This window comes from Microtetraspora niveoalba (assembly GCF_001570405.1).
Taxonomy (GTDB): domain Bacteria; phylum Actinomycetota; class Actinomycetes; order Streptosporangiales; family Streptosporangiaceae; genus Microtetraspora; species Microtetraspora niveoalba.
Map to the genome: position 1 here is coordinate 172,417 of NZ_BBYM01000004.1, position 25,637 is coordinate 198,053.

The 25,637-nt window shown below is 72.4% G+C and carries 28 protein-coding genes and 1 riboswitch; of the genes, 15 read left to right on the plus strand and 13 right to left on the minus strand.

All coding sequences use genetic code 11. The features are described from left to right. Positions 1-5: 5 nt before the first annotated feature. On the minus strand, positions 6-2,234 hold the full coding sequence (recD2, locus tag AWQ70_RS03725) for an SF1B family DNA helicase RecD2 (RefSeq protein WP_067170204.1): 2,229 nt from the start codon (positions 2,232-2,234) through the stop codon (positions 6-8). 36 nt (positions 2,235-2,270) lie between these two features. Further along, positions 2,271-3,167 carry a TIGR03620 family F420-dependent LLM class oxidoreductase gene (locus tag AWQ70_RS38540; RefSeq protein ID WP_067170206.1) on the minus strand — a complete coding sequence of 299 codons (897 nt, stop codon included), beginning with the start codon at positions 3,165-3,167 and terminating at the stop codon, positions 2,271-2,273. Between the two features lie 144 nt (positions 3,168-3,311). On the opposite strand from AWQ70_RS38540, the gene AWQ70_RS03735 reads away from it, so the two are divergent. Further along, entirely contained in the window at positions 3,312-4,661 is a 1,350-nt protein-coding gene (locus AWQ70_RS03735) for a serine hydrolase domain-containing protein (RefSeq protein WP_067170209.1), read from the plus strand. Between the two features lie 19 nt (positions 4,662-4,680). Here AWQ70_RS03735 and AWQ70_RS03740 read toward each other — a convergent pair whose 3' ends face one another. Then, on the minus strand, positions 4,681-5,673 hold the full coding sequence (locus tag AWQ70_RS03740; protein WP_067170212.1) for a helix-turn-helix domain-containing protein: 993 nt from the start codon (positions 5,671-5,673) through the stop codon (positions 4,681-4,683). Between the two features lie 52 nt (positions 5,674-5,725). On the opposite strand from AWQ70_RS03740, the gene AWQ70_RS03745 reads away from it, so the two are divergent. Next, a complete protein-coding gene (locus AWQ70_RS03745) occupies positions 5,726-6,121 on the plus strand; it encodes a cupin domain-containing protein (RefSeq protein WP_067170215.1) in 396 nt (131 codons plus the stop codon). A gap of 131 nt (positions 6,122-6,252) precedes the next feature. Here AWQ70_RS03745 and AWQ70_RS03750 read toward each other — a convergent pair whose 3' ends face one another. Then, positions 6,253-7,215: a helix-turn-helix transcriptional regulator gene (locus AWQ70_RS03750; protein ID WP_067170217.1), complete on the minus strand. Its 963-nt coding sequence runs from the start codon at positions 7,213-7,215 to the stop codon at positions 6,253-6,255. Positions 7,216-7,267: 52 nt separating this feature from the next. Between AWQ70_RS03750 and AWQ70_RS03755 the strand changes: the two genes are divergently transcribed. Beyond that, on the plus strand, positions 7,268-8,413 hold the full coding sequence (locus tag AWQ70_RS03755; RefSeq protein WP_067170221.1) for an epoxide hydrolase family protein: 1,146 nt from the start codon (positions 7,268-7,270) through the stop codon (positions 8,411-8,413). Positions 8,414-8,455: 42 nt separating this feature from the next. Here AWQ70_RS03755 and AWQ70_RS03760 read toward each other — a convergent pair whose 3' ends face one another. Further along, a complete protein-coding gene (locus AWQ70_RS03760) occupies positions 8,456-9,028 on the minus strand; it encodes a TetR/AcrR family transcriptional regulator (protein ID WP_067170225.1) in 573 nt (190 codons plus the stop codon). Positions 9,029-9,103: 75 nt separating this feature from the next. Between AWQ70_RS03760 and AWQ70_RS03765 the strand changes: the two genes are divergently transcribed. From AWQ70_RS03765 to AWQ70_RS03800, 8 genes are all read left to right on the plus strand, one after another. Further along, a complete protein-coding gene (locus tag AWQ70_RS03765; RefSeq protein WP_067170228.1) occupies positions 9,104-9,601 on the plus strand; it encodes an FBP domain-containing protein in 498 nt (165 codons plus the stop codon). 348 nt (positions 9,602-9,949) lie between these two features. Further along, a riboswitch (cyclic di-AMP (ydaO/yuaA leader) is annotated at positions 9,950-10,089 on the plus strand. 14 nt (positions 10,090-10,103) lie between these two features. Then, a complete protein-coding gene (locus tag AWQ70_RS03770) occupies positions 10,104-10,763 on the plus strand; it encodes a CHAP domain-containing protein (protein ID WP_067170231.1) in 660 nt (219 codons plus the stop codon). A 189-nt stretch (positions 10,764-10,952) separates the two neighbouring features. Then, positions 10,953-12,233 (plus strand): MFS transporter, encoded by a 1,281-nt coding sequence (locus AWQ70_RS03775; protein WP_067170234.1) that lies wholly within the window; start codon positions 10,953-10,955, stop codon positions 12,231-12,233. An 87-nt stretch (positions 12,234-12,320) separates the two neighbouring features. Further along, positions 12,321-12,467 carry a hypothetical protein gene (locus AWQ70_RS03780; RefSeq protein WP_245646705.1) on the plus strand — a complete coding sequence of 49 codons (147 nt, stop codon included), beginning with the start codon at positions 12,321-12,323 and terminating at the stop codon, positions 12,465-12,467. A 143-nt stretch (positions 12,468-12,610) separates the two neighbouring features. Further along, positions 12,611-13,324, plus strand: coding sequence for an ABC transporter ATP-binding protein (locus AWQ70_RS03785; RefSeq protein WP_067170241.1), 714 nt, complete (start codon positions 12,611-12,613; stop codon positions 13,322-13,324). Further along, a complete protein-coding gene (locus AWQ70_RS03790) occupies positions 13,321-14,010 on the plus strand; it encodes an ABC transporter permease (RefSeq protein ID WP_067170244.1) in 690 nt (229 codons plus the stop codon). The genes AWQ70_RS03785 and AWQ70_RS03790 overlap by 4 nt, the downstream gene beginning before the upstream one ends. 4 nt (positions 14,011-14,014) lie before the next feature. Further along, a complete protein-coding gene (locus AWQ70_RS03795) occupies positions 14,015-15,100 on the plus strand; it encodes a sensor histidine kinase (RefSeq protein WP_067170248.1) in 1,086 nt (361 codons plus the stop codon). After that, entirely contained in the window at positions 15,100-15,696 is a 597-nt protein-coding gene (locus tag AWQ70_RS03800; RefSeq protein ID WP_067170251.1) for a response regulator, read from the plus strand. Before AWQ70_RS03795 ends, AWQ70_RS03800 begins: the two co-directional genes overlap by 1 nt. On the opposite strand, the gene AWQ70_RS03805 is transcribed toward AWQ70_RS03800, so the two are convergent. Beyond that, entirely contained in the window at positions 15,693-16,820 is a 1,128-nt protein-coding gene (locus AWQ70_RS03805) for an acyltransferase family protein (RefSeq protein WP_245646706.1), read from the minus strand. The two genes, AWQ70_RS03800 and AWQ70_RS03805, sit on opposite strands and share 4 nt — an antisense overlap. Then, the gene (locus AWQ70_RS03810) at positions 16,810-17,775 is read right to left on the minus strand and encodes an alpha/beta hydrolase (protein WP_067170675.1); all 966 of its coding nucleotides are present in this window, start codon (positions 17,773-17,775) and stop codon (positions 16,810-16,812) included. The genes AWQ70_RS03805 and AWQ70_RS03810 overlap by 11 nt, the downstream gene beginning before the upstream one ends. A gap of 222 nt (positions 17,776-17,997) precedes the next feature. Between AWQ70_RS03810 and AWQ70_RS03815 the strand changes: the two genes are divergently transcribed. After that, positions 17,998-18,672, plus strand: coding sequence for a response regulator (locus AWQ70_RS03815; RefSeq protein WP_067170254.1), 675 nt, complete (start codon positions 17,998-18,000; stop codon positions 18,670-18,672). A gap of 78 nt (positions 18,673-18,750) precedes the next feature. Here AWQ70_RS03815 and AWQ70_RS03820 read toward each other — a convergent pair whose 3' ends face one another. Next, complete coding sequence (locus AWQ70_RS03820) at positions 18,751-19,011, minus strand: Lrp/AsnC ligand binding domain-containing protein (RefSeq protein ID WP_067170257.1); 261 nt, start codon at positions 19,009-19,011, stop codon at positions 18,751-18,753. 128 nt (positions 19,012-19,139) lie between these two features. On the opposite strand from AWQ70_RS03820, the gene AWQ70_RS03825 reads away from it, so the two are divergent. From AWQ70_RS03825 to AWQ70_RS03835, 3 genes are all read left to right on the plus strand, one after another. After that, complete coding sequence (locus tag AWQ70_RS03825) at positions 19,140-19,760, plus strand: TetR/AcrR family transcriptional regulator (protein WP_067170261.1); 621 nt, start codon at positions 19,140-19,142, stop codon at positions 19,758-19,760. After that, on the plus strand, positions 19,757-20,671 hold the full coding sequence (locus tag AWQ70_RS03830) for an SDR family oxidoreductase (protein WP_067170264.1): 915 nt from the start codon (positions 19,757-19,759) through the stop codon (positions 20,669-20,671). Before AWQ70_RS03825 ends, AWQ70_RS03830 begins: the two co-directional genes overlap by 4 nt. A gap of 394 nt (positions 20,672-21,065) precedes the next feature. After that, positions 21,066-22,283, plus strand: coding sequence for a Cmx/CmrA family chloramphenicol efflux MFS transporter (locus AWQ70_RS03835; protein WP_067170682.1), 1,218 nt, complete (start codon positions 21,066-21,068; stop codon positions 22,281-22,283). Positions 22,284-22,483: 200 nt separating this feature from the next. On the opposite strand, the gene tsaA is transcribed toward AWQ70_RS03835, so the two are convergent. The 5 genes from tsaA to AWQ70_RS03855 form a co-directional block, all read right to left on the minus strand. Continuing rightward, a complete protein-coding gene (gene tsaA, locus AWQ70_RS03840) occupies positions 22,484-22,888 on the minus strand; it encodes a tRNA (N6-threonylcarbamoyladenosine(37)-N6)-methyltransferase TrmO (protein ID WP_067170267.1) in 405 nt (134 codons plus the stop codon). A gap of 56 nt (positions 22,889-22,944) precedes the next feature. Continuing rightward, positions 22,945-23,352, minus strand: coding sequence for a nuclear transport factor 2-like protein (locus AWQ70_RS03845; protein WP_067170269.1), 408 nt, complete (start codon positions 23,350-23,352; stop codon positions 22,945-22,947). Between the two features lie 313 nt (positions 23,353-23,665). After that, positions 23,666-23,830 carry a hypothetical protein gene (locus AWQ70_RS38545; protein ID WP_157529869.1) on the minus strand — a complete coding sequence of 55 codons (165 nt, stop codon included), beginning with the start codon at positions 23,828-23,830 and terminating at the stop codon, positions 23,666-23,668. Between the two features lie 18 nt (positions 23,831-23,848). Then, positions 23,849-24,520 carry a response regulator transcription factor gene (locus tag AWQ70_RS03850; protein WP_067170273.1) on the minus strand — a complete coding sequence of 224 codons (672 nt, stop codon included), beginning with the start codon at positions 24,518-24,520 and terminating at the stop codon, positions 23,849-23,851. Further along, positions 24,511-25,584 (minus strand): sensor histidine kinase, encoded by a 1,074-nt coding sequence (locus AWQ70_RS03855; protein WP_245646708.1) that lies wholly within the window; start codon positions 25,582-25,584, stop codon positions 24,511-24,513. Before AWQ70_RS03855 ends, AWQ70_RS03850 begins: the two co-directional genes overlap by 10 nt. Positions 25,585-25,637 lie beyond the last annotated feature (53 nt).

The window sequence follows — 25,637 nt, forward strand, 5'->3', positions numbered from 1 at the left end:
CCGGCTCACAACAGGCGGTGGGTCAGCCCGGTGTGCCGCCTGCCCGCCCCCTTGGTGCGTACGGCCTGGCCGAGGGCGCGGCGTGAGCCGACGATGACGACGAGCTTCTTGGCCCTGGTGATCGCCGTGTACAGCAGGTTGCGCTGGAGCATCATCCACGCGCTGGTCGCGAGGGGGATGACCACGGCCGGATACTCGCTGCCCTGGGAGCGGTGGATGCTCACCGCGTACGCGTGGGCCAGCTCGTCCAGCTCGTCGAAGGAGTAGTCGACGTTCTCGTCCTCGTCGGTCAGGACGGTGAGCTTGCTCTCCTCGGGCGTGATGCCGGTGACGACGCCGACGGTGCCGTTGAACACGCCCGCCGCGCCCTTGTCGTAGTTGTTGCGCAGTTGCGTGACCTTGTCGCCCACCCGGAACACCCGGCCGCCGTACCGGCGCTCGGGCATGCCCTCCCGGTACGGGGTGAGGGCCTCCTGCAGCGCGATGTTCAGCGCGCCCGCCCCCGCCGCGCCGCGGTGCATCGGCGCGAGCACCTGCACATCGCGGCGCGGGTTGAGCCCGAACTTGCCCGGAATGCGGCGGGCGACCACATCCACCGTCAGCGCGGCGATTTCCTCCGGCTCTTCGCACGGGAAAAGAAAGAAGTCAGGAAATTCGCGCACCAGGGGCGATTGGCCGGTATTCACCCGGTGCGCATTGACCACGACGCCCGACTGCTGCGCCTGCCGGAAGATCTGCGTGAGCCGCACCCTCGGGATGTCGGGCGCCGCCAGCAGGTCGCGCAGCACCTCGCCCGCGCCGACCGAGGGGAGCTGGTCGACGTCGCCGACGAAGAGCAGGTGCGCGCCGGGGGCGACGGCCTTGACGAGCTTGTTGGCCAGCAGCAGGTCGAGCATCGACGCCTCGTCCACCACGACCAGGTCGGCGTCCAGCGGGTTGTCCCGGTCGAAGGTGGCGTCGCCGCCCGGCCGGAGCTGCAGCAGCCGGTGCACGGTGGTCGCCTCGTGGCCGGTCAGCTCCGCCAGCCGCTTGGCCGCCCGGCCGGTCGGCGCGGCCAGGATGACCTTGGCGCGCTTGGCCCTGGCGAGGGTGACGATCGAGCGCACCGTGAAGCTCTTGCCGCAACCCGGTCCCCCGGTCAGCACGGCCACCCGTTCCGTCAGCGCCAGCCGTACGGCCTGGGCCTGCTCGGGGGCCAGGTCGGCGCCGGTTTTGCCGCGCAGCCAGTCCAGCGCGACCGGCCAGTCCACGTCCTCGAACGCGCGCAGCCGGTTTCCCGAGGTCGTGAGCAGGCCGCGCAGCGTGCCGGCGAGGGACGCCTCGGCGCGCTGGAACGGCACCAGGTAGATCGCCGGTACGGTGCCCTCGGCCGCCGGGATCTCCTCGCGGACCACGCTCGCCTCGCGGGAGTCGTCCGCGGTCAGCTCCTCCAGGCAGGTGGTCACGAGCTCGGCGGGAACGTCGAGGATCTTCACCGCGTCGGAGACCAGGTTGGGCGCGGGCAGGTAGCAGTGGCCGTCGTCGGCGCCCTGCGACAGCGTGTAGCGCAGGCCGGCCTTCACCCGCTCCGGGCTGTCGTGCGGGATGCCGACCGCCTGCGCGATCGTGTCGGCCGTCTTGAACCCGATGCCCCACACGTCGTCCGCGAGCCGGTAGGGCTCCTTGCGGACCACGTCGATCGAGCCGTCGCCGTACTGCTTGAAGATGCGCACCGCGATCGAGGTCGAGACGCCGACGCCCTGCAGGAAGATCATCACCTCTTTGATGATCTTCTGCTCCTCCCAGGCGGCGGCGATCATCTTGGTGCGCTTGGGCCCCAGGCCGGGCACCTCCACCAGCCGGCCGGGCTCCTCCTCGATCACCCGCAGGGTGTCGGTGCCGAAGTGGTCCACGATCCGTTCGGCCATCTTGGGGCCGATGCCCTTGATCAGCCCGGAGCCGAGGTAGCGCTGGATGCCCTGGACGGTCGCGGGCAGCACCGTGGCGTAGGACCACACCTCGAACTGCCTGCCGTACCGGGGGTGGGAGGTCCACCGGCCGGTGAGCCGCAGCGACTCGCCCACCTGCGCGCCGAGCAGCGGCCCCACGACCGTCAGCAGTTCGTTGCCCGAGCGCTCGGTGGCCACGCGGGCGATGGTGTAGCCGGTCTCCTCGTTCGCGTAGGTGATCCGCTCAAGTACGGCTTCGAGGACCGCGCCCGGAGGGTTGCCGGGAGGGTTCGTCATGGCTGGCATTCTCCCGCAGCCGCGCCGGGGTCGGGTCCGCCGGTCTCACACCGCGAGCAGGGCGGGCGCGAGCTCTCCCAGGTGGTCGAGCGGCAGCCGGCCGCCGGGCGCGAGCGGCTGGATCGCGACATGGTCGGCCCCCGCGTCGAGGTGCGCCCGCACCCGGTCCCGGATCGCGTCCACGTCGCCCCACGCGACGATCGCGTCCACGAGCCGGTCGCTGCCGCCGTCCGCGAGGTCGTCGTCGTCGAACCCGAGGGCGCGCAGGTTGTTCGCGTAGTTGGGCAGGGCCAGGTACGGCGCCATGTGCTCGCGGGCGTACTCGCGCGCCGTGCCGGGGTCGCGTTCGAGCACGACGGCCTGCTCGGGCGCGAGGATCGGCTCGCCCCCGAGCACCTCGCGGGCCCGTTCCGTGTGCTCGACCGGCACGAAGTACGGATGGGCGCCGTCCGCGCGGTCGCGGGCCAGCTCCAGCATCCGCGGGCGGAGCGCCGCGAGCAGGAGGGGCGCGGGATGCGCCGGCGCGGGCGCCTCGTAGTCCGCCCGGCGCATCGCGTCCAGGTACGCGGTCATCGCGGCCACCGGCCGCCGGTAGTCGTGACCGCGCGACTCGACGAGCGGGGCGTGGCTGACGCCGATGCCGAGCGCGAACCTGCCGGGGTACGCCTCGGCCAGCGTGTCGGCGCCCGCGGCCATCGCGGTGGCGTCCCTGGCCCAGATGTTCGCGATGCCGGTGCCGACGGTGATGCTCCGGCTGGCGCAGAGCAGGATCGCCGCGTTCGTGAGCGCCTCCTTGGTCGTGGAGCCCTCGCCGAACCACAGCGTGCCGTAGCCGAGCCGCTCGATCTCGGCGACGGCGTCCCTGCCCGCGTCCGCCGACACGCGGCCGAGCGCCGCGTGCCATACCCCCACCCGGCCGAGCCGGGTCCGCTTCGTGTCCATCCGGTCCTCCTCAGACGTTCGTTCTCCCCCCACGTACCCCGCGGAGGGGCTCTGTAGGGAGCGGCGCGTGAGTGTCCGGCCGCGGGGTGTGAGACCGGTCGAGGGCCACCGGGTCTGTCGGACGCCGCCGCTAGCCTTGTGCGCATGTCGAAGGTCGAGGAACGTACGGCTCGCGCCCTGCTGCACAGGCTGGCGGCCGAGCAGGCGGAGTCACGAGTGCCGTCATTGGCCGCCGCGCTGGTCCGAGGAGGCCGGGTCGCCTGGCTCGGTTTCCGGGGCCGGGTCGACGGCGAGCCGCCCACGCCGGACACGCAGTACCGCATCGGCTCCATCACCAAGAGCATGGTGGCGGTCGTGGTCATGCGGCTGCGCGACGAGGGCGCACTCGACCTGCTCGACCCGCTGGGCAAGCACATGCCGGGCACGCCCGCCGACGAGGTGACCGTCGCGCAGTTGCTCTCCCACACGTCCGGGCTGACCGCCGAGCCGCCCGGGGAGTGGTGGGAGCGCACTCCCGGCGCTCCGGCCGACGAGATGATCGCCGGTCTCGGCCCCGGCGTCTCACGCCACCGCCCCGGCCGCCGATACCACTACTCCAACCTGGGCTTCGGCCTGCTCGGCGAGCTGGTCGCCCGCAAGCGGTCCATGCCCTGGGCACAGGCGGTGCGCGAGGAGGTCCTCGTCCCTCTGGGCATGACCGGCACCACGCCGCGCCCGCGCGCCCCGCACGCCCACGGGTACGCGGTGCACCCGTGGGCCGACGTGCTGCTGCCCGAGCCCGAGCACGACCACGGCGCGATGGCGCCCGCGGGGCAGTTGTGGTCCACACCGGCCGATCTCGCGCGCTGGACGGCCTTCGTCGCCGGTCACACGGCGGGCGTCCTGAGCCCCGAGACCCTGGCCGAGATGCGCGAGCCCGCGGCGGTGGACGACGGAGACGCCTGGGTCTCGGGCTACGGCCTGGGCCTGCAGCTCACCCGGCACAACGGCCGCCGCCTGGCCGGGCACACCGGCTCGATGCCCGGGTTCCTGGCCACCGTGTGGGCCGACCCGGCCGACGACCGGGGCGTGATGTTCATGGCCAACACCACCTCCGGCGTACGGGCGTCGCTGCCGAAGGACCTGCTGGACATCCTCGCCGCGCACGAGCCGCCGCTGCCGGCGGAATGGCTTCCCGGCACCGCCGACGCCGACCTGCTCGCGCTCACCGGGCCGTGGTACTGGGGGCCGACCGCCTACCTGCTGCGCCTGCTGCCGGACCGGGGGATGTCCCTCACACCGGCCAACGGGCAGGGGCGCGCCTCCCGGTTCGTCGCGCGGGAGGACGGCACGTGGCTCGGCCTCGACGGGTACTACGCGGGCGAGACGCTGCGGGTCGTGCGGTCGCCGGAGGGCGGGGTCCACCTCGATCTCAACACGTTCGTGTTCACGCGCGAGCCGTACGACACCTCGGTGCCGGTGCCGGGCGGCGTGGACGAGGGCGGCTGGCGCTGACGCGGCGCGGTTCCGCCGTTCACGAGGTGGCGGCGGAACCGAAGCGCCGGCGATAGGCGCTGGGGCTGAGGCCGGTCGCGCGCCGCATCAGCGCGCGCAGATTGGCGGCGGTGCCGAGCCCGCTGGCCCGGGCGACCGCCTCCATCCGGAGCTCGCCGCGTTCGATCAGGCGGCGGGCGAGGTCGACGCGTTCGGCGGTGAGCCAGCTCAGCGGTGTGGTGCCGAGCTCGGCGCGGAACCGCCGGTGCAGGGTGGCGGGGCTGAGCGCGGCACGGGCGGCGAGGTCCGCGACGGTCAGCGGGCGGTCCAGCCGCTCCTGTGCCCAGGCCAGCACCGGGGCGAGCGACGCGTCGGGTACGGCGGGGACCGGTCGCTCCACGAACTGCCGCTGGCCGCCGTCCCGGTGGGCGGCGAAGACCAGCCGGCGGCTGACCGCGTTCGCCACGTCGGCCCCGTGGTCGCGGCGGATCAGGTGCAGGCCGAGGTCGAGCGCGGCCGCGCTGCCGGCGGCGGTGAGGATGTCGCCGTCGTCGACGAACAGCACGTCCGGCTCCAGCCGCACCTTCGGGTGGCGCGCGGTGAACTCCTCCGCCCAGCGCCAGTGCGTGGTGGCGCGGCGGCCGTCCAGGACGCCGGCGGCGGCCAGGGTGAACGCGCCGGTGCAGAAGCTCACCAGCCGGGCTCCGCGCGCGGCGGCGCGGCGGACGGCATCGAGCACGGCGGGGTCGGGGGCCGTCAGCGGGTCCGGCCGGTTGGGCACGATCACGGTGCCGGCCTCGTCGACCGCGTCGAGGCCCGCCACCCGCGACAACGTGAAGAAGCCGTTGTGCATGCGCACGGCGGGTGCGGCGGCGCACAGCGCGAAGTCGTACCACGGCACCCCGAGCTCGGGGCGGCGCAGCCCGAACAACTCGGTGGCGACGCCCATCTCGAACGGGTTCGACCCCTCGTCCACGATCATCACGACGCGTCCCGGGGAGCCGGCGACCCGCTGCGAGGATTCTTGCGACATATGCGATTTCTAGCACTTTCGCGAGATGAAGGCCCACGGCCAGGATCGACGCATGACGAACACACCCATCGACCTGCGGGCCGCGCTGGCCGGTTTCGACCAGTTGTGGAGCCCACGGATCGTCACCCGAGTGAACGACTACGACGTACGGGTCGCCAAGGTGGCCGGCGAGCACGTGTGGCACGCCCATGACGACACCGACGAGTTCTTCCTGGTCATCGAGGGCGAGCTGAGCATCGCCCTGCGCGATGGCGTCTCCGGGGAACGCGCCGTCACGCTCCCCCAGGGGTCGGTCTTCGTGGTGCCGCGCGGGGTCGAGCACCGGCCCTCCTCCGCCCTCGGGGCCTCGATCCTGCTGTTCGAGCCCACCGGGACGTCGAGCGTGGGCGACCGGCACGAGGAGATCCCCGGCCACGTGGACGCCACGACCGGGCACCCGCTCGCCTGAACCCCACCCGCTCCCCGGCGCGACGGCGTTCCCGTAGGACGCGCAGAAAACCGGGCGGACAAGGCCAGGTGCAGTCGGCCGGCGAGCGGCGACAGGCCGCAGGCGCCGGTCGCGGGGCTGAGGCGGGCTTGTCAGGCCGGGTGATGCCGGGTCGCGTCGACGAGGCGGGTGCCGAGCGCACGGATGTGCTCGACGAGTTCGGGCGGCTCGTGCACCGTGAACGGGACGCCGAGCCGCGCGACCCACATGGCCAGCTCGTCGAGGGAGTTCGATCCGGTGCTGAGGACGCACGCGTCCTCCCCCGCCGGCTCGATCACGGCCATCGTCGGCGGCATCCGGACGGCGATGACCTCGGCCGGGGCGTGCACGGTGAACCGGCCGCGGTAGCGGTACGGGTCGACGGAGATCCGCTCCGAGACGTAGCGGACGAGGTCGGCGCCGGGCGGCTCACGAGGGGTGAAACGTGGCCCGTTCGGGGTGCGCAGGCGCAGCCGGTCGACACGGAACGTGCGCCAGTCGGCCCGGCCGGTGTCCCACGCCACCAGGTACCAGCGGCGGCCCGAGTTCACCAGCCGGTACGGCTCGGCGGTGCGGCGATCCCCGGTGCCGTCGTGGGAGCGGTAGTCGAACCGCAGGCTTTCCCCGTCGCGGACGGCCGCGGCGATCGTGGTGAGCACGGCCGGATCCACGGCCGCGTCCCGGCCCGCCAGCGGGACCGTGGCCGACCGCAGGTCGCCGACGCGCCGCCTGAGCCGGGACGGGAGCACCCGCTCCAGCTTGGCGAGGGCGCGGACCGAGGTCTCCTCGATGCCCGCCACCCCGGAGACGGCGGCGGTGCCGAGCCCGATGGCGACCGCGACCGCCTCATCGTCGTCGAGCAGCAGCGGCGGGAGTCCGGTGCCGGCGCCGAGCCGGTAGCCGGGTGCGCCCGCGGTGGCGTCGACGGCGTATCCGAGTTCGCGTAGCCGGTCGATGTCGCGCCGGATCGTGCGCGGCGAGACGCCGAGCCGTTCGGCCAGCTCGGCGCCGGACCAGTCCCTGGGGGTCTGCAGCAGTGACAGCAGCCGCAGCAGCCGCGCCGATGTCTCCAACATGACGGCAATCCTAGGACTGAAGCTGTCCTAGGTGACGCCTACCGTGACAGACATGAACGACGACATGCGGATTCACCCGTTCCGGATCGACGTCCCGCAGGCGGGGCTGGACGACCTGCACGGCCGGCTGGAGGCGACCCGCTGGCCGGACGAGCTGCCCGGTGTGGGCTGGTCCTACGGGGTCCCCGTGGGCTACGCGAAGAAGCTGGCCGAGTACTGGCGCACCGGTTTCGACTGGCGTGCCGCCGAGGCGCGGCTGAACGCGTTTCCGCAGTTCACGACGCGGATCGACGGGCAGAACATCCACTTCCTGCACGTACGCTCGCCCGAACCCGGCGCGCTGCCGCTGATCATCACGCACGGCTGGCCGGGCTCGGTCGCCGAGTTCCTGGAGATCATCGGCCCGCTCACCGACCCCGCGGCGTACGGCGGCGACCCCGCCGAGGCCTTCCACGTCGTCGCCCCGTCCATCCCCGGGTTCGGCTTCTCCGGGCCCACCACCGAGACCGGCTGGGACCTGCGGCGGGTCGCGCGGGCATGGGCGGAGCTGATGGACCGGCTCGGATACCGGCGATACGGCGCGCAGGGCGGCGACAGCGGCGCGGTCATCTCGCCGATGCTCGGCCGTGCCGCGCCCCAGAGCGTGGTCGGCGTGCACGTCAACGGCGCGCTCGGGTTCCCGACCGGCGACCCGGCCGAATTCGAGGGGCTCACCCACGCGGAGCTCGCCCGCCTGGGCCAGTACCAGGATCAGGACCGGGCCGGATACGCGATCATCCAGGCGACCCGGCCGCAGACCCTCGCGTTCGGGCTGCACGACTCGCCGGCGGCGCAGTTGGCGTGGATCGTGGAGAAGTTCAAGGAATGGACCGACCCGGCCCGCGAACTGCCCGAGGACGCGGTGGACGTCGACCAGATGCTCACCGACGTGAGCGTCTACTGGTTCACCGGGACCGCGGCCTCGGCCGCCCGCCTCTACAAGGAAGGGCAGAAGGGCTGGGGGGCGGCGACCGAGTACTCGGCGCTGCCGCACGGCGTCGCCGTCTTCCCCGGCGACGCCGGGGTCCGGCGGATCGCCGAGCGCGAACACAACATCGTGCACTGGTCGGAGTTCGATCGCGGCGGCCACTTCGCCGCGATGGAGGCGCCCGACCTGCTCGTCGAGGACATCCGGGCCTTCTTCCGCCACCTCCGGTGACCGGGATGGCCCGGGCCGTGGCCAAGACGGCGCCGGCTCCCGTCAGGCCGGCGGCCAGTTTCGCAGGACGGCGTCGAGGGCGTCGAGGGTTCTGGACCACGAGGCGTCCGCCTCGCGGGGGTGGTGCCTGAACCCGCCCGCCGTCTCCAGGCTCACGTAACCGTGGAACGTGCTGTGCAGCATCCGCACCGCGTCCGTCTGGTCGGGGTCCGACAGGTCGTATCCGCGCAGGATCGCCCGCGTCATCTCCGAGTGCCGCCGCGCCGGGCCGACCACCGCCGCCGGCGCCGGGTCGAGCTCCATCTGCGCCGCGGCGTACCTGCCCGGATGCTCTTTCGCGTAGCCCCGGTAGGCGTTCGCGAAGGCCACCAGCGCGTCCTTGCCGGCTCGGCCGGCGAGCGCGGCGGCGGCCCTGTCGGCGAGCTCCGTCAGGGCCAGCGCCGCGACCCGCACCCTCAGGTCCTGTACGTCCTTGATGTGCGAGTACATGGCGGCGGGCTTGACGCCGAAGCTGCGCGCGAGCGCCGAGAGGGTCACATTCTGGAAGCCGATCTCGTCGGCCAGGTCCGCCGCCGCCAGGGTCAGGCGTTCCGCGGTCACTCCCGCCCGTGCCATATGCCACCCTTCACGCTTACTTACAAGCTTTAAGTAGTTGCATAATACCCGTAAGGAGGGCTAGCCTCGCCGCCCATGAGACCAGTCACCGAACACGACATACGCACATCATTCGTCAACTGCTCGAAGGGAGAGGCGAAGCGCCTCGACCTCCCCAAGGACCTCGCGGACCACCCCTGGGACGACCTCGACTTCCTCGGATGGCGAGATCCGGGTGCGCCCGAACGCGCGTACCTGGTCGTCGAACGCGACGGCCTCCTCGTCGGGATCGCGCTCCGGGTCACGGCCGGCGGGTCGCGCCGCTTCACCTCGCGCAGCATGTGCTCGTTGTGCCTGACCACGCACACCGGCGGCGGGGTGGCGCTGATGACGGCGCGCCGGACCGGCGAGGCGGGCCGCCAGGGCGACTCGGTCGGGCGGTACCTGTGCGTCGACCTCGCCTGCTCCCTCTACAGCCGGGGAAAGAAGGAGGCCGCGGGCGCCGGAGTCGTCGACGAGTCCCTCACCCCGGAGGAGAAGGTCGCCCGCACCCGGGCCAACCTGCGCTCCTTCCTGGACAAGGTGGTCGCGTGACCGGGGGCGAGGGCGACGGCGGGCATGCGGACGACCAGGGAAATCCCCACGTCAGGTCAAGCCGGTACGTAGATCTTTCAGGCGCTCGGGCAGGCTTCCGGACACCGGCTCCGGAAGCCGCCCCCGGAGCCGGGAACGCCGTGGCGGCAGGAGGATCCGCGCGATCGGGCCGATCGTCACGACTCATGGCGTCTCGTTAACCGATCATTACGGAGTTATGTCCGGGTTTGTCCCTGCTTGACCGATTCGAGTTGGTCTATTACCGTTTTGGGAACACGGGGCATACCTGACCTCTGCGCGGTATGCCTGCCCCATAACCGATCACACGGTCGTCCTTTCCTGGACCTGACCGTTCGACCGCCGAGTCCGCGTCATCGCGGAGCCGGGGACCCACCACTTTTCTGGGGTGAATCGGCACAGCTGTGCCGTAGGGCGACTTCCACGCCCGAACCCGTCAGCTAACCCGGTAGGCGGCTTGGAAGCAAGGGAGTAGACCCCCGTAATGCGAGCCCCCAAGACCTACCTTCGTGCTGCCCTGGTCACCGGAGTCATCGCCGTCTCCAGCGCCGCCGTGCCCGCGGCCATGTCCGCGGCCCACGCTGAGACCGTTCCGGCCAGTGCGCAGGCCAACATCAGCCCCCTCATGAAGGAGGCCGCCTCGCTGCCCAAGGTGAGCCCCCAGAAGCTCCTGCAGATCGCGCAGAGCCAGGTCGGCGTCAGCGAGAACGCCAACGGCGGCGGCACCAAGTTCCACGAGTGGTACATGAACTCGCCCCGCGCGAAGGAGACCGTCGCCCGTGACGGCGGCAGCGTCAACGCCTACGCCAACGCCGCCTGGTGCGACATGTTCGTCTCCTGGGTCGGCGACCAGGCGGGCCTGCGCCCGGTCCTCGGCTGGGACGCCTACACCGTGCAGCACGCCAAGTGGTTCCAGGACAACCACCGCTGGGGCAGCACCGCCAAGCCCGGCGCGGTCGTGTTCTTCGACTGGAACGGCGGCAAGGACATCTACGGCATCGACCACGTCGGCTTCGTCATCAAGGACAACGGCGACGGCACGATCAAGACCGTCGAAGGCAACACCGGCAACGGCAAGGTCGAGATCCGCACCCGGCCGATGAGCCAGGTGACCGGCTTCGGCTACCCGGTCTACACCGCCTGATCCGGTGTGACCCGAAAGAGCGCCCCCGGCGGACCGCCGGGGGCGTTCCGCTGTCCGGAGGACGGTCGCGACACCGCGCCGCCGCCGTACCGCGATCCCGAGCCGCAAGATCATAGGCACGGCGGCAGGACGTGTGCGAGATTGGCCCGACCACAGGCAACAAGCCCGAGGAAGAGGCCCCTCCCCCCGATGACGACCTTCGCGCACACGCGCCGCGCCTGCTACACCGGCTCGTTCACCCAGGCCATCGTCAACAACCTGGCCCCGCTGCTGTTCATCGTCTTCCAGACCCGGTACCAGGTCCCGCTGGAGATGCTCGGCCGGCTGGTGCTGCTGAACTTCACGACCCAGCTCGTCACCGACGTCGTCGCCGTCAGGTACGCCGACCGCATCGGCTACCGCCTGCCGCTGGTGGTCGCGCACGTCCTCGCCGCGCTGGGGCTCGCGCTGCTCGCCGTCGCCCCGGCGATCGCCCCGTCCCCGTACCTCGGGCTGTGCGCGGCGGTCGTCGTCTACGCGGTCGGCGGCGGCCTGCTGGAGGTGCTCGTCAGCCCCGTGGTCGACGCGCTGCCCAGCCCGCAGGAGGGCAAGGCGGCCCAGATGAGCCTGCTGCACTCCTTCTACTGCTGGGGGCAGGTCGCCGTCGTGGCGGGCAGCACGCTCCTGCTGGCCTGGGTCGGCCAGGACGCCTGGCAGGTCCTGCCGCTGGTCTGGGCCGTGGTCCCGATGGTCAACGCGGCGGCCTTCATGCGGGTCCCCCTTCCCGCGACCGTCCCGGACGAGCACCGCACGTCCCTCAGGGCGCTGCTGGGCGCGCCCGCGTTCGCCGCGGCGATCGTCCTGATGCTGGCCGCGGGCGCGGCCGAGCTGACCATGTCGCAGTGGTCGTCGTTGTTCGCCGAGGAAGGGCTCGGCGTCTCCAAGGTGTGGGGCGACCTCGCCGGGCCGTGCCTGTTCGCCGTCCTGATGGGCGCGGGACGCGTCGTCTACGGCCTGTGGGGCGAGCGGATCCCGCTGGTGCCCGCCATGATCTCGTGCGGCGCACTGGCGACCGTCTGCTACCTCGTCGTGTGCCTGTCCGGCAGCCCGGTGCTCAGCCTCGTCGGCTGCGCGGTGTGCGGGCTGGCCGTCAGCCTCCTGTGGCCGGGCACGTTCAGCCTCGCCTCGGCCCGCTTCCCGCTCGGCGGCGCGGCGATGTTCGGCGTGCTCGCGGTCTTCGGCGACGCCGGAGGCGCGCTCGGCCCGTGGATCGCCGGGGCCGCCGCCGACGCCTCCGGCGCGGGTCAGGGCGTACTGCGGGGGCTCGCCGAGCTGCTGCCGGACGACGGCGGCTCCGGCCTGCGCACCGGCCTCGCCGTCGCCACCGTGTTCCCGCTCGTCATCGTCGCCGTCACCCTGCTGTACGGCGTGGCCGCGCGCCGCCGGGGGCCCGCCGTACGCGGGGCGAGCGGCGAGGCGGTCGGGCGGTGAGCCGCGCGCCATGCCATCCAGCTCGCCGGGCTCTGTCTGCTCGTCGCGGGCATCAGCGGAACCATCGACCGCCTCGCCGTACAGCCGGTGTTCGGCGCGGTGCTGAACGTCTTCAACCGCGTCGTCATCCCGCGCGTGGATCTGTTCACCGGCTACGAGGTCCACGCGAACGTGGGCCTGGCGCTCCTCGGCGGCGTGCTCGTCGTCGCGGCGGACGAACGCCGGAAGGCGTGAGGCGACCGCCCTCCCACCGGGCGGCGTGCGCGTTCGCCCCGGAGGGCGCCCGGCCGTGTCCTCCGGCCATCCCCCGGATGGAGGATGCCGGGGCGACGAGTCGGGCGATGCCGCGCGTCGCGCCGCGGCGGGACGCTCAAGGCATGGAAGCCATCGAGGTGCGAGACCTCCACAAGACGTACGGCGGCACCCGCGCCGTGGACGGGGTGACGTTCACGGTCCGGTCCGGGGAGACGTTCGGGATCGTCGGCCACAACGGCGCGGGCAAGACCACGACCGTCGAGTGCCTGATCGGGCTCAGGCGGCCCGACGCGGGCACGGTGCGGGTGCTCGGCGCGGACCCGGCGCGCGGGCGGCGGGCCCTCGCCGAGCGGATCGGGGCGCAGCTCCAGGACAGCTCGCTGCCGGAGCGGATCAAGGTCGCCGAGGCGCTGCGCCTGTTCGGCTCCCTCTATCGTGAGGCGGCCGACTGGCGGCAGGTGATGGAGCGGTGGGGCCTGGCGCCCCTGGCCGGGAAGGCGTTCGGCGACCTGTCCGGCGGGCAGCGGCAGCGGCTCATGCTCGCGCTGGCCCTGGTCGGCGACCCCGAGGTGGTCGTGCTGGACGAGCTGACCACGGGCCTGGACCCGATCGCGCGCCGGGAGACCTGGCGGCAGGTCGGTGATCTGAAGCGGGCCGGCACCACCGTCGTGCTCGTCAGCCACTACTTCGAGGAGACGGAGGCGCTCTGCGACCGGGTGGCCGTCTTCGCCCGCGGCCGGGTGACGGCCGTGGGCACTCCCGGCGAGATCGTCGCCCGGACCGGGACCGCCTCGCTGGAAGAGGCCTACTTCGCGCTGGAGGGAGACAACCGATGAAGGCGTTCACCGCTCTGACGGCCACCGAGCTCAGGCTGCTGTTCCGCGACCCCGCCTCGTTGTTCTTCATGACGGCGTTCCCGCTCATGTTGCTGGTGCTCAAGCGGGGCGACAGCGGCGCGGTTCCCGGCTACATCGCGATGATCGTGGCCATCGGCGGGATCGGCGCGCTGCCGGGCATCGTGGCCTCCTACCGCGAGCGCAAGTTCCTCAAGCGGCTGGCGATCACGCCGGTCTCCCCCGTCATGCTGTTCGGCGCGCAGGTGGTGGCGCAGGTCGTGCTGGGCCTGGCGGGCTCCGCGCTGCTGGTGGTCGTGTCGATCGTCGGGTTCGGCGTGGAACCGCCCAGGAACCTCCCCCTGCTGGCCGCGGCCTTCCTGCTCTGCTCCGTGATGGCCTGCTCGCTCGGCTTCGTGATAGCCGCCGTCGTGCGCAACGCCAGGGGCGCGAGTCTGATCGGCATGCTGGTCATGTTCCCTATGATCTTCCTGGCGGGCGCCGCCGTGCCCAGGAAGGCGCTGCCCGACGCGCTGCGCCGGATCGGCGACTTCCTGCCGCTGACCCCCGGCGTCGACGCCCTCGGCGGCGGCTGGTCCGGCACCGTCGCGGTCTTCCCGATGGTGCTCCTGGCCGGAATAATCGTGGCCGGCACGGCTGCCGCCGTCGCGCTGTTCCGATGGGAGTGACGACGTGAACGTCTGGGAGGCGCGCTGGTTGCGCGCCTTCCATCTGCTTTTCCACGCCTGCCTGGCGCTCGGTCTGATCCTCTGGGTCGGCGACGGGGCGGGCCCGGCCCCGCCGGCGCTGGGGATTCTCGCGCTGATGGCCGCCTGGCACTGGTTCTTCGTCGTACGGCGGCCGGGTCTGCTCGGCCGGCTCAACCCCATGGCGTTCCATCTGGCGGTGCTCTGCGGCCTCTACGTCGCGCTGGTGACGACGGACCGCTCCTTCGACGTGGTGATCTTCGGGCTGATGCCCCAGCCGTACCTGCTGCTGGCCGCCCCCTGGTCGTACGTGGGGGCGGTGGGTACGGTGCTCAGCACCTTCGCCGCCAGGGGGTACCTGGACGATCCCGACGCCCTGTGGCGGCTGGCCGGCAGCTCCGGCCTGGTGGTCGCGGTCGGGTTGTTCGTGAGCTACGTGTCCCGGCAGAGCGCGCAGAACAGAGCGGTCGGGGTGCTGGAGGAGCGGGCGAGGCTGGCCAGGGAGATCCACGACACCATCGCCCAGGGCCTGAGTGGAATCGTCACCCAGTTGGAGGCGGCCGAGCAGGCGATGCCCGACCTGGCGGCCGTACAGAAGAGGATCGCGCTCGCGAAGGAGCTGGCGCGCGACAACCTGCAGGAGGCGCGGCGCTCCGTCGACGCGCTGCGGCCGCGGCCGCTCGCCCACGCGGGGCTCGACGCGGCGCTCGCGCAGGTGGCCGAGCGGTGGTCACGGACGTCGGGGACGACGGCGACCGTGTCGGTGGAGGGCACGCGCCGGCCGCTTTCCGGCGAGGTGGCGACGACGCTGTTGCGGGCGGCGCAGGAGGGGCTGTCCAACGCGGCCAAGCACGCGCGGGCCGGCAGGGTGGCGATCACGCTGACGTACATGGACGACGAGGTGACGCTCGACGTGTTCGACGACGGACAGGGCTTCGACCCGGCCGTGCCCGGCTCGGGTTACGGGCTGGCCGCCATGCGGGAGCGGGCCGGCGGCGTGGGGGGCACGCTGACGGTCGAGTCCGCGCCGGGAGAGGGGACGGCGCTGTGCCTGCGCATCCCCTCAAATTGATGATCGTCGACGACCACCCCGTGGTTCGTGACGGCCTGCGCGGCATGTTCGATCAGGTGGCCGACATCGAGGTGGTCGCGGAGGCGTCCGACGGGTTCGAGGCGCTGGCCATGGCCAGGCGGGCGCGGCCGGACGTGGTCCTCATGGACCTGCGTATGCCGGGACTGGACGGAGTCGGGGCGATCCGGCGGCTCCGCGAGGACCACCCGGAGATCAAGGTGATCGTGCTGACGACGTACGACACGGACGGGGACGTGACGCGGGCCATGGCCGCCGGGGTGGCGGGCTACCTGCTCAAGGACGCGCCGCGCGAGGAGCTGCACCGGGCGATCCGTACGGCCGCCGCCGGAGGAGCGGTCCTGGCCCCGTCGATCGCGTCAGCGCTCATCGGCAAGCCCCCGATCCAGGAGCCGAGCCCGCGCGAGCTGGAGGTGCTGCGCCTGGTCGCGCGGGGCGCGGCGAACAAGGAGATCGCCAGGACCCTGCTGATCAGCGAGACGACCGTGAAGACGCATCTCAAGCACGTCTTCGTCAAGCTCGGCGTCGACAGCAGGGCCGCGGCGGTCGTCGTGGCCATGGAACGGGGGCTCCTCTAGCCCGAGCGGCGGGCCATGGGGGTGACGGGAGCACGGGGCCCGGCCCGGAACGTGGCCCAGCACGCCGCCAGGGCCAGCGCGAACGCGGGGAGCCAGGCCAGCCGGGCGAGCAGCCAGCCGGGACCGTCGGGGACGGTGTGCAGACCGGGCAGGGCCCGGCCCGCGAGCAGACCGACGGCGGTGACCGCGATCATGGCGGTCTGGTGCCAGAGGAAGATCGTCATCGCGGACAGGTTGACCGCCGCGACGACCGCCCAGGCGGCGGGGCGGGCCAGCAGCCGGCGCAGCGGGGCGAGCGACAGCAGCGCCGCCCCGCACTGGGCGAGGCCGAAGGCCGCGGCCGCGAGAGTGGGCGGGGACTGGTTGGAGAGCGCGGCGCCCGGCACTCCGACCATGGAGGCCGGGTAGCCGGCCCACACCACCAGTGCCGCGGTGGCGGCCGCGCCGCCGAGCAGCAACACCCACCCTGTGGTACGGCCGCGCAGGCGGTCGCGGGCCCAGGCCGCGCCCAGGCAGTACGGCACCAGCCACCCGGCCGCCACGTTCACCCAGCCGATCCACGCGGGCCCGCCCAGCCCGAACCGGACCAGGTCGACCAGCGCGACCGCGGCCAGCGGCCACACCGGATGCAGCCGCGCGACCAGCGGGGTCGCCGCCGTCAGCGCCGCGAAGACCAGCAGGAACCACAGCGGCGACCACACCAGCTTGACCAGCGCGTACACGGTCGCGGAGTCGGCTCCGAGGGCGAGCATGACGGTCGCCACCAGAGCCCAGACCGCCAGGACGACGGCCACCGCCCGGAACAGACGGGCCATCCGCGTGCCCAGCCACCGCCCGTAGCCGACGTTCCGCGCGCACGCGGAGGCATGGCTCCTGGCGGCCATCTGGCCGCCCACGAGGAAGAAGACCGCCATGGTCTGGAGGATCCACGACGCCGGGGCCAGGTAGGGCATGTTCCGCAGCGGGCTCGTGACGCGTACGGTGCCGCTGTCGGCGACCAGCGCGGTCACCAGCCAGTGGCCGAGCACCACGCCGCCGATGGCCAGCGCGCGCAGCGCGTCGACGGCGCGGTCGCGATCGGCCGGCGTCGCCGCGTCGACGCGCCGGACGAGCTCAGGCAGCACGGCGCGCCTCGACCGGGGGCCGTCCGGAGACGATCCGGGCGATGTTGGCCAGCGACAGGGAGCCGGCCTTGAAGTAGTCGCTGTGCCTGCCGTCGCCGGCCGCGAAGACGCGCGCGCCGAAGCCCGGGGAGACCGGGTCGGCGCCGAAGCCGAGCGTGACGAAGGGAAGGCGGACGCGGGTGTGCGGCACGCGGGCGACCCAGTCCCGGCTTCCCCTGCCCGCCCAGACGGCCGCGCGGGTACGCAGCGCGCCGACGTGGTCGACGGTGACGCCGGGGCTGCCGATCAGGACGAGGTGGTCGACGTCCAGCCCGGGTACGGCGCGGCCGCAGACCACGCTGCCGTACGAGTGGCACACGAGGGAGACGCGGGCGGCGGGCTTGACCGTGGTCAGCTCCCGCACGAACGTCCGCAACGCGACGGCGCCGTCATCGGCGTGGGCGGCGGTGAGTGACGCCAGGCTCACCGTGTTGGGCGTGCGGTAGCCGAGCCAGGCGATGACCGCGGACCGGTCCCCGAGCGCCTGTCGCAGCCTGAGCGCGCCGGCGCGCAGCAGCCCGTACTTGTCGAGATGAGTGTCGCCGCCGGGGACCAGCACGGCGACGTCCTCGGCCGACTCCAGGTCGCCGAAGACCTCCACGGCACGGCCGCCGTCCCGGCCGTCGAAGGACAGGAACCGGCGCGCGGGATCGGCCATGGCGCTCAGCATCGCGGCCCGCCACCGATCACCGTGGTCGCCGGCCACGCGTTCGGCCGCCCGGATGTCGTCCCGGCTGACGGCGTACCGTGCGGCCAGGGCCGCCGGAGTCATCGTCGTCAGCGGGGCCGTGGTGGCGGGGGCGGGCGCGGGGACGGCCGCGGGGCGCGCCGCACCCACCACCGGCATCGCCAGCGAGGCGGCGATGGCGACGGCCGGCAGGGTGCGGCGCAGACGGGGCGAGTTGATGTCGATCACCCGATCGACGGTGTCGCAGCCGGGGCCCGTGCCGCATCGGACCGCCGTCGGCATCCGCTCCGCCGCCGATAGACCACGGTCGTACACCCGGGGTCCGATGCCGGGGCCCGCCACGCGCCGTTACGATCTCGGGATGCACGTCACCCCTCCGTCGCCGCTGCTGAAGCGTGTGCCGCCCGGTCTCCGGGCGGGCCGCGTCGAGGTGCGCCGGGCCGTCGAACGATGAGCGTACGCGTCGTGCTGGCCGACGACCAGCCGCTGATCCGCACCGCCCTGCGGATGGTCATCACCGACGCCCCCGACCTCGAACTCGCCGGCGAGGCGGCGACCGGGCACGAAGCCGTGCGGCTGGCCGAGGACCTTCACCCCGACGTCGTGGTGATGGACATCCGCATGCCCGGCATGGACGGCATCGAGGCCACCCGGCTGATCAGCAGAGGCCCCAGCCCGGCCCAGGTCATCGTCCTGACCACGTTCGACGAGGACGACTACGTCTACGGCGCGCTGCGCGCCGGCCCGTCCGGATTCCTCGTCAAGGACATGGCCCTGGACGACATCCTCACCGCGATCCGGGTCGTGGCCGCCGGCGACGCCCTGATCGCGCCCGGCGTCACCCGGCGGCTGATCGAGGCGTTCGCCTTCCGCCCCGCCCCCGGGCCGGAACCCCGTGAGCTGGAGGCCGTCACCGGGCGGGAACGCGAGGTCCTGACCCTCATCGGGCGAGGCAGGTCCAACGCCGAGATCGCCGCCGACCTGGTCATCAGCGTCGCCACGGTCAAGTCGTACGTGACCCGGCTGCTGACCAAGCTCGACGCGCGCGACCGGGTCCAGCTCGTCATCCTCGCGTACGAGGCGGGCCTGGTGTCGCCGACGAACGGTTCAGGCGCGTCGGCCTGATCGGGCGGCGGTGACCGGGGGGTCGGAGAGAGGTTCGTCGGATTCTCCGGGATTGCTACGAGGATCCCGGGCCGAATCTCAGGACAGCAGGGTGCCCACCCGCTTGACCGTGCGGATCACGGGCGCGGTCTCCAACTCGCGCACGCCGTGGAGCGGCGCCACCCGCTCGGTGAGGTAGCGGTAGAGGCCGCGGGTGTCGCGGCAGGTCACCCCGACCATGGGGTTGGTCGGGCCGGTGGTGGCCGCCACCATGTCGGCCTCGGGGTGAGCGGCCATCGCGGCGCCGACCGAGGCCAGGGCCGGTCCGCCGTGTTGGGCGGTCTCGGCGATGAGGTGCATCGCACCGGCGCACGCTGCGCACCGCGCCAGGCTCGTTCCTGGGCGCCTCCCGCGGCGGGTGGGGCGCCGGGCGACGTATCCGTGGTTTAATAAATGAACAGTCATTTATTAAATGAGGGAGTGCGGCGGTGGCGGGACGTCCCCGAGGGGTCGACGACGAGGTGATCCTGCGTGCGGCCGCGGAGGTGATCGGCAGGGTGGGCCCGGCCAGGCTCACGTTGTCGCTGGTGGCACGCGAGGTCGGGCTGGTCCCCGGCACGCTCGTCCAGCGGTTCGGGTCCAAGCGCGGACTGCTCCTGGCGCTGGCGGAGCGCTCGGCCAAGGATCCGGACGCGCTCCTGCGCCGGGCGCGCGGCGCGGGCCATCCTCCGCCTGCGGCTCTGGAGACGCTGGAGACGCTGGTGACCGAGCAGATGGCCGGGATGGCGACGCCCGAGACCTTCGCCAACCATCTGGCGTTCCTCTGCCTCGACCTGACCGACCCGGAGTTCCACGAGCACGCCCTGGCCGTCCACCTTGCGCAGGGGCGGGCGATCGAGTCCCTGCTCGCGGAGGCCGTTGAGGCCGGCGAGCTGCGTGCCGGGACCGACGTCGCGGCCCTGGCCGCCACGGTCCAGGCGGTCGCCGCCGGCACAGGCCTGACCTGGGCACTCGAACGGCGGGGCACGCTGGCGCGGCGGCTGCGGGAAGAGATCCGCGCCGTGCTCTCCGCTCATGTTCGCGGCACCCCAGATGTGGAGGAATCATGACGAACACCGCTACACCGTCGCTCGCCGGGAAGGTGGCCCTGGTCGCGGGCGGCACGCGGGGCGGAGGGCGGGGCATCGCCGTGGAGCTCGGGGCCGCAGGAGCGACGGTGTACGTCACCGGCCGGAGCAGCGCGGCCGGGCGTTCGGAGCTGGACCGCGCGGAGACCATCGAGGAGACCGCCGAGCGGATCACGGCCGCGGGCGGCACGGGCATCGCCGTACGGACCGACCACAGCCGGCCCGAGGAGGTCCGCGCCCTGGTCGACCGGATCGCGGCCGAGCAGGACGGGCGGCTGGACATCCTGGTCGACTCCGTATGGGGCGGCGATCCGCTGACCGACTGGGAGCACCCGCTCTGGGAGCAGGACCTGGACACCGGCCTGCGGCTGCTGCGTCAGGCCGTGGAGACCCACGTCGTCACCAGCCGGTACGCGCTCCCGTTGATGGTCGCCCGCCGGAGCGGCCTGGTCGTCGAGGTCACCGACGGCAACACCGCCCGCTATCGCGGGTCGTTCTTCTACGACCTGGCGAAGTCGTCGGTGATCCGCCTCGCCGCGGCCCAGGCGGCCGAGCTGAGACCGTACGGCGTCGCGGCCGTCGCGATCACGCCCGGATTCCTCCGTTCCGAGGCGGTGCTGGACCACTTCGGTGTCACCGAGGACAACTGGAGGGACGGCGCGGCCAAGGACCCGCACTTCGCCCACTCCGAGAGCCCGGCGTACCTGGGCCGGGCGGTCGCCGCGCTGGCCGCCGACCCGGACGTGATCCGCAAGACCGGGCGGGCGCTCGCGACCTGGAGCCTGTACAAGGAGTACGGGTTCACCGACGTGGACGGCACGCAGCCCGACTTCGCCGCGTACTGGGCGGTCGCGCTCGAAGGCGAGTACGGCCCGCTGGGCGAGCCGCTCTGACCACCGCCGCGTCCCGAGCCGGCTCCCGGGCACCTAATGCGGTGGACGAGGCCTTCGGCCCTTCACTAGGGTGGTGGCCCATGTCCAGTCCTGAGGCATCGAGACGCTAGCCACCGGTCCTTCGGTGGCTTCTTGTGATGTCACGCGGCAGCGCCGTCACTGAGGCGGCGCGTCCTTCGTCACCCTCGCCGCCGGATCACCGTCGTACGGACTGATTCTTCTCGGGAGTGCCGTCGCCCTCAGCCGCCTTCGCGGCGCCGGGGCCGGTCTCCTCCATGCGACAGCACCCGCGCGCCCCGGGTGAACGCCGCTCCGCGCGGCGGCTCGGGACGCCGCGCCGGTGCGTCCATGCCGTTCTTCGATGCCTTTCGACGCGACTGTGGAGCACCTGTCCATGCCCTTCGCCATCTACATCCTCGGACTCGCGGTCTTCGCCCAAGGAACGTCCGAGTTCATGCTGTCCGGACTGATCCCGGACATCGCCGCCGAGCTGAACGTCTCCATCTCGGCCACCGGCACGCTGACGTCCGCCTTCGCCGCGGGAATGATCGTCGGAGCACCCCTGATGGCGGTGCTCAGCCTGCGCTGGCCACGCCGGCGGGCGCTACTGGCCTTCCTGGTCGCGTTCATGCTCGTGCACGCCATCGGCGCGATCACCGCCAGCTTCTCCGTACTCCTCGTGACCCGGGTGCTCGGGGCGCTGGCCAACGCCGGTTTCCTCGCCGTGGGACTCGCGACCGCGACCGGCATGGTCGAGCCGGACGCCAAGGGACGGGCGACCTCCGTCCTGCTGGGCGGCATCACCCTCGCCTGCGTCGCCGGGGTGCCCGCCGGAGCCGTGCTCGGCCAGACCCTCGGCTGGCGATCGGCGTTCTGGGCCGTGGCCCTGGTCTCCCTGCCGGCCGTCTTCGCCGTGTTGCGCGCGGTGCCGGACACCGTTCCGGCGACCGGCGGCCCGGACGAGGCCCGTCCCGGCGCGCGGCGCCAACTGCGCGCCCTGCGCAGCCCGCGACTCCTGGTCGTGCTGCTGCTGGCCGCGCTGGTGAACGCCGCCACCTTCTGCACCTTCACCTATCTGACCCCGCTGATCACCCACGTCAGCGGCTTCTCCGAGCACTGGGTGCCGGCGATGCTGGCGCTGTTCGGCCTCGGATCGTTCGCGGGAGTGACCGTCGGCGGCCGCCTGTCCGACACGCGGCCCATGCGGGTCCTGATCCCGGGCGGGATCGCCCTCCTCGCCGGGTGGGTACTCTTCACGGCCACGGCCGGCAGCCCCGTCGCCGCGCTCCTGCTCGTCTTCCTCCAGGGCGCCCTCTCGTTCGCCGTCGGCTCGACCCTGATCACCCAAGTCCTGTACGCGGCGACCCGGGCGCCCTCGCTCGGCGGCTCCTTCGCGACCGCGGCCCTCAACGTGGGCGCGGCCGCCGGTCCCGCCCTCGGCGGCGTCACCATCGCCGCCGGGTTCGGCTACCGCTCGCCGCTGTGGGTGAGCGCCCTGCTGGTGGCCGCGGCGTTCATCACGGCGGGCCTCGCCCACGCCGTACGGCGCATGCGGACCCCGGCGCGCGAGGACGGGCCGGCCTCCCATGTCATGCAGCGACCGCACATGTGACCGGCGGCGAAACCTTCGTGGCCCCCACGCGACCGAGTCCGGGCTGAACGTGGTGGAGAGCTACAACGGGGGCAACGATTACATCCGCTTCGGCAAGAGCCACGCCGAGCGCCGCCTGGACCTGAGCGGGCCGCCTTCCCCGCCGGAGGCGTTAAGCGCGCATCTCCGGCGTACTGCCGAGCTCACCTATTCAACTATCGTCAGCGGTCCGGGGTGAGGAGGGGTTTGACGTCCAGGATCGGGGTTGCGTCAAGGGCTTCGAGGTTGCGAACGTGGACGCGCGTACCGGCGACGGCGAGGATGTGGACGGTGTGCAAGCCGATCGGGTTGGGCCGGTCTGGCGCGCGGGTGGCGAAGACGCCGGTGAGCGGCCGGGTGGCGTCGCCACGCGGGTGGACGGTGAGGGTGTCGCGGTCGGAGCGGTCGAGCCAGGTGAGCAGCAGTACATCGGTGCCCGGGGTCAGGCCATCCAGAGCGGGGGCGTACCGGTCGTCGAAGACAAGCCAGGCATCCGGTGCTCCCTCGTCGGGCTGCCGGGGCGCCGCCGCCCGATCGGTCAGTGTCGACTCGACGCGCCCGACAGGGCGCAGCGTGAATTCGGTCAAGAGTCCTGGATCCTTTCCTGGGGTGCGGCATGACCACGGACGTTCCAGCAACGTGGTTACTGTGCTTCCTCCAGTTGCTTGCTGATCTGATCGATCCGGCGGATCCGACCGTCTGAGGCCAGGTGGCCGAACATGTAGATCTCCGCCGCGAAGATCTTGCCCTTGCGCAACTTGGTGCGCAAGGTCCACCGAGCGGCGATCCGGTCACCCGAGACCAGCGCCTCGTGGATCTCGACACCAGACCAGTCGTCAGCGGTCATCACCTCTTTGTCGACATTCTTACGGACAGGGCGGACGTGATCGATCATGCGCTGCCGGTCGATCACGAGCCCGTCGTTGCAGTACTCGAAGTCCGGAACGAAGTAGCGGTCGAGGATCGCGTCAGGCTCCTCGTCGGAGACAGCCATGTCCCGGGTGTAGGTGATCAGAAAGTCAGCGAGGTCGCGCTCGGAGCTGATGCCCATAAAGCTTCCTTGAAGGGAGAGGGGCCTGCGTTTACCGGTAGATCAAAAATCATCGCTATCACCGATTACTTCGCCTGAGCAGTGTCCCGAAGGCCCTTACGCGGCGATGTCGGCCTCGACGTGGGTGACGGCGGTCATGACGCCGCAGGCCGGCAGGGACAACGGGAGTGACGTGGCGTACCGATGGCGGCATGAATCGTGCCCTTCGACGGTTGTGTGAGCGGAGTCTCGATCTTCGCCGCCCGCACCTGCCGCCGTCGTCGTACGGCCGAAGACGTTCGCGTTACTCCCGCCGTCGTACGTTCCCGCGCGGCTACGGCACCGGGAGCAGCCGCTCGGTGTGGCCCGGCCCTGTACGCAGGCGTGTGATCGCCGCGCCCAGGCCGAACAGCAGGACGCAGGAGAACTCCGTCGCCGTGACCGTCACGCCCGTGACGGCGGTGATCACGATCGGACTCGGCCGGATGTGCACTCCCATAGTTCGCTCTCCGGACTGTTACCAGGACGGATCCGGGGAGACGGGGCCCGCCTGGAGGTAGGCGAGGACGGCCATGACGCGGCGGTTGTGGTCGTCAGAGGGCGGGAGGCCGAGCTTGGCGAAGATGTTGTTGGTGTGCTTGCCGATCGCCTTGTCCGTGACCCCGAAGCGGGTCGCTATCGCCAGGTTGGACAGGCCCTCCGCCATCAGGGCGAGGACCTCGCGCTCCCTGATGGTCAGCTCCGCCAGGGGTTCGTCCCTCGATCGGCGGGTCAGGAGCTGGGAGATCACCTCCGCGTCCATGGCGGTGCCGCCGCCGGCGACCCGGCGCACCGAATCGACGAATTCCGCGACATCGCCGATGCGGTCCTTCAGGAGGTATCCGATGCCACCCGACCGGTCCGAGAGGAGCTCGCGGGCATAGAGCTGCTCGACGTACTGCGACAAGATCAGCACCGGAAGCCCGGGCCAGCGGCGCCGGGCCTCCAGGGCGGTGCGCAGGCCCTCGTCGGTGAAGGTGGGCGGGAGCCGCACGTCGATGACGGCCACGTCGGGGGTCTGCTCCACCAGAGCCGTCAGGAGCATGGGGCCGTTGTCCACCGCTTTGACGACCTCGAAGCCGTGCGCCGACAGCAGCCGGATCAGGCCATCGCGAAGCAGGGCGAGATCCTCGGCGATCACTACGCGCACGGCAGCTCCATGGTGAGGATGGTCGGACCGCCCGGCGGGCTCTGCACGGTCAGCGTGCCGTCGAAGGCGGACAGGCGTTCCGCGATCCCGCGCAGGCCGCTGCCCGCCGCCGGATCCGCGCCGCCGTGCCCGTCGTCGCCGACGACCAGGCGGAGGCCGTCGCCGGTGTGGCGCACTCGTACCCATGCACGGGTGGCCCGGCTGTGCTTGGTGACGTTGGACATGGCCTCGACCGCGGCGAAGTAGAGCGCGGACTCGACCGGCGGCTCGGGGCGGCCGGTCAGGACGAGGTCCGTGGCGACCGGGATGGGGCAGAGCAGGGCGGCCGCTTCGATCGCGCCTGTCAGGCCGCGGTCGGCGAGTACGGGCGGGTGGATGCCGCGCACCAGATCGCGCAGGTCGGTGAGGGCCTGTCCGGCTGACTCCCATGCCTCCTCGATCAGCGCGCGGGCCTGCTCGGGGTCGCCGGCGCTCCTGGCCAGGCCGAGGTTCATCCGTACCGCGATGAGCCTGGCCTGGGCGCCGTCGTGCAGGTCGCGCTCGATCCGGCGCAGTTCGGCCGCTCGCGCGTCGACGGCGGCGGCCCTGGAGGCGGTCAGCTCCCGCACCCGCTGGGCCAGCGAGCCGCCACCGCCGAGGAGCAGTTCGGCGAGCCGGGCCTCGGCCAGTCCCATGAGCGCGGCGACGGCCAGGGCGAGTGCCGAGAGGGTGAGCAGCGCCAGGCTGAGCGCGAAGGTCACGCTCGGGCTGTTGACCGCGGGCTGCAGGGAGAAGATGACACCCACGGTGTTCACCACGGCGGCCATCGCCATCAGGAGGGCCGGGCCGACGACGGCGTTGATCGCCAGCCAGGCCGGCACGCGCAGGCCGGGCGCACGCGCGGGGACGGCCCGGCCCAGCACCGCTCCCGCCCACGCTCGCTGGAGCGAGACGAGAGCCGCGCGGACGGCCGGCACCCAGGCGAGGACCACAGCCACGCCCGTGATCGCGTTCAGCGGCACCCCGGCCGCCGCGATCAACCCTCTCCTGACTCCGCGCACCCCGCCAGTCTGCCTGCCGATCACCGGCCACACGGTAGGTCCAGCCCTACCTTCGCGGGTGGGAAATCCCACCTCAT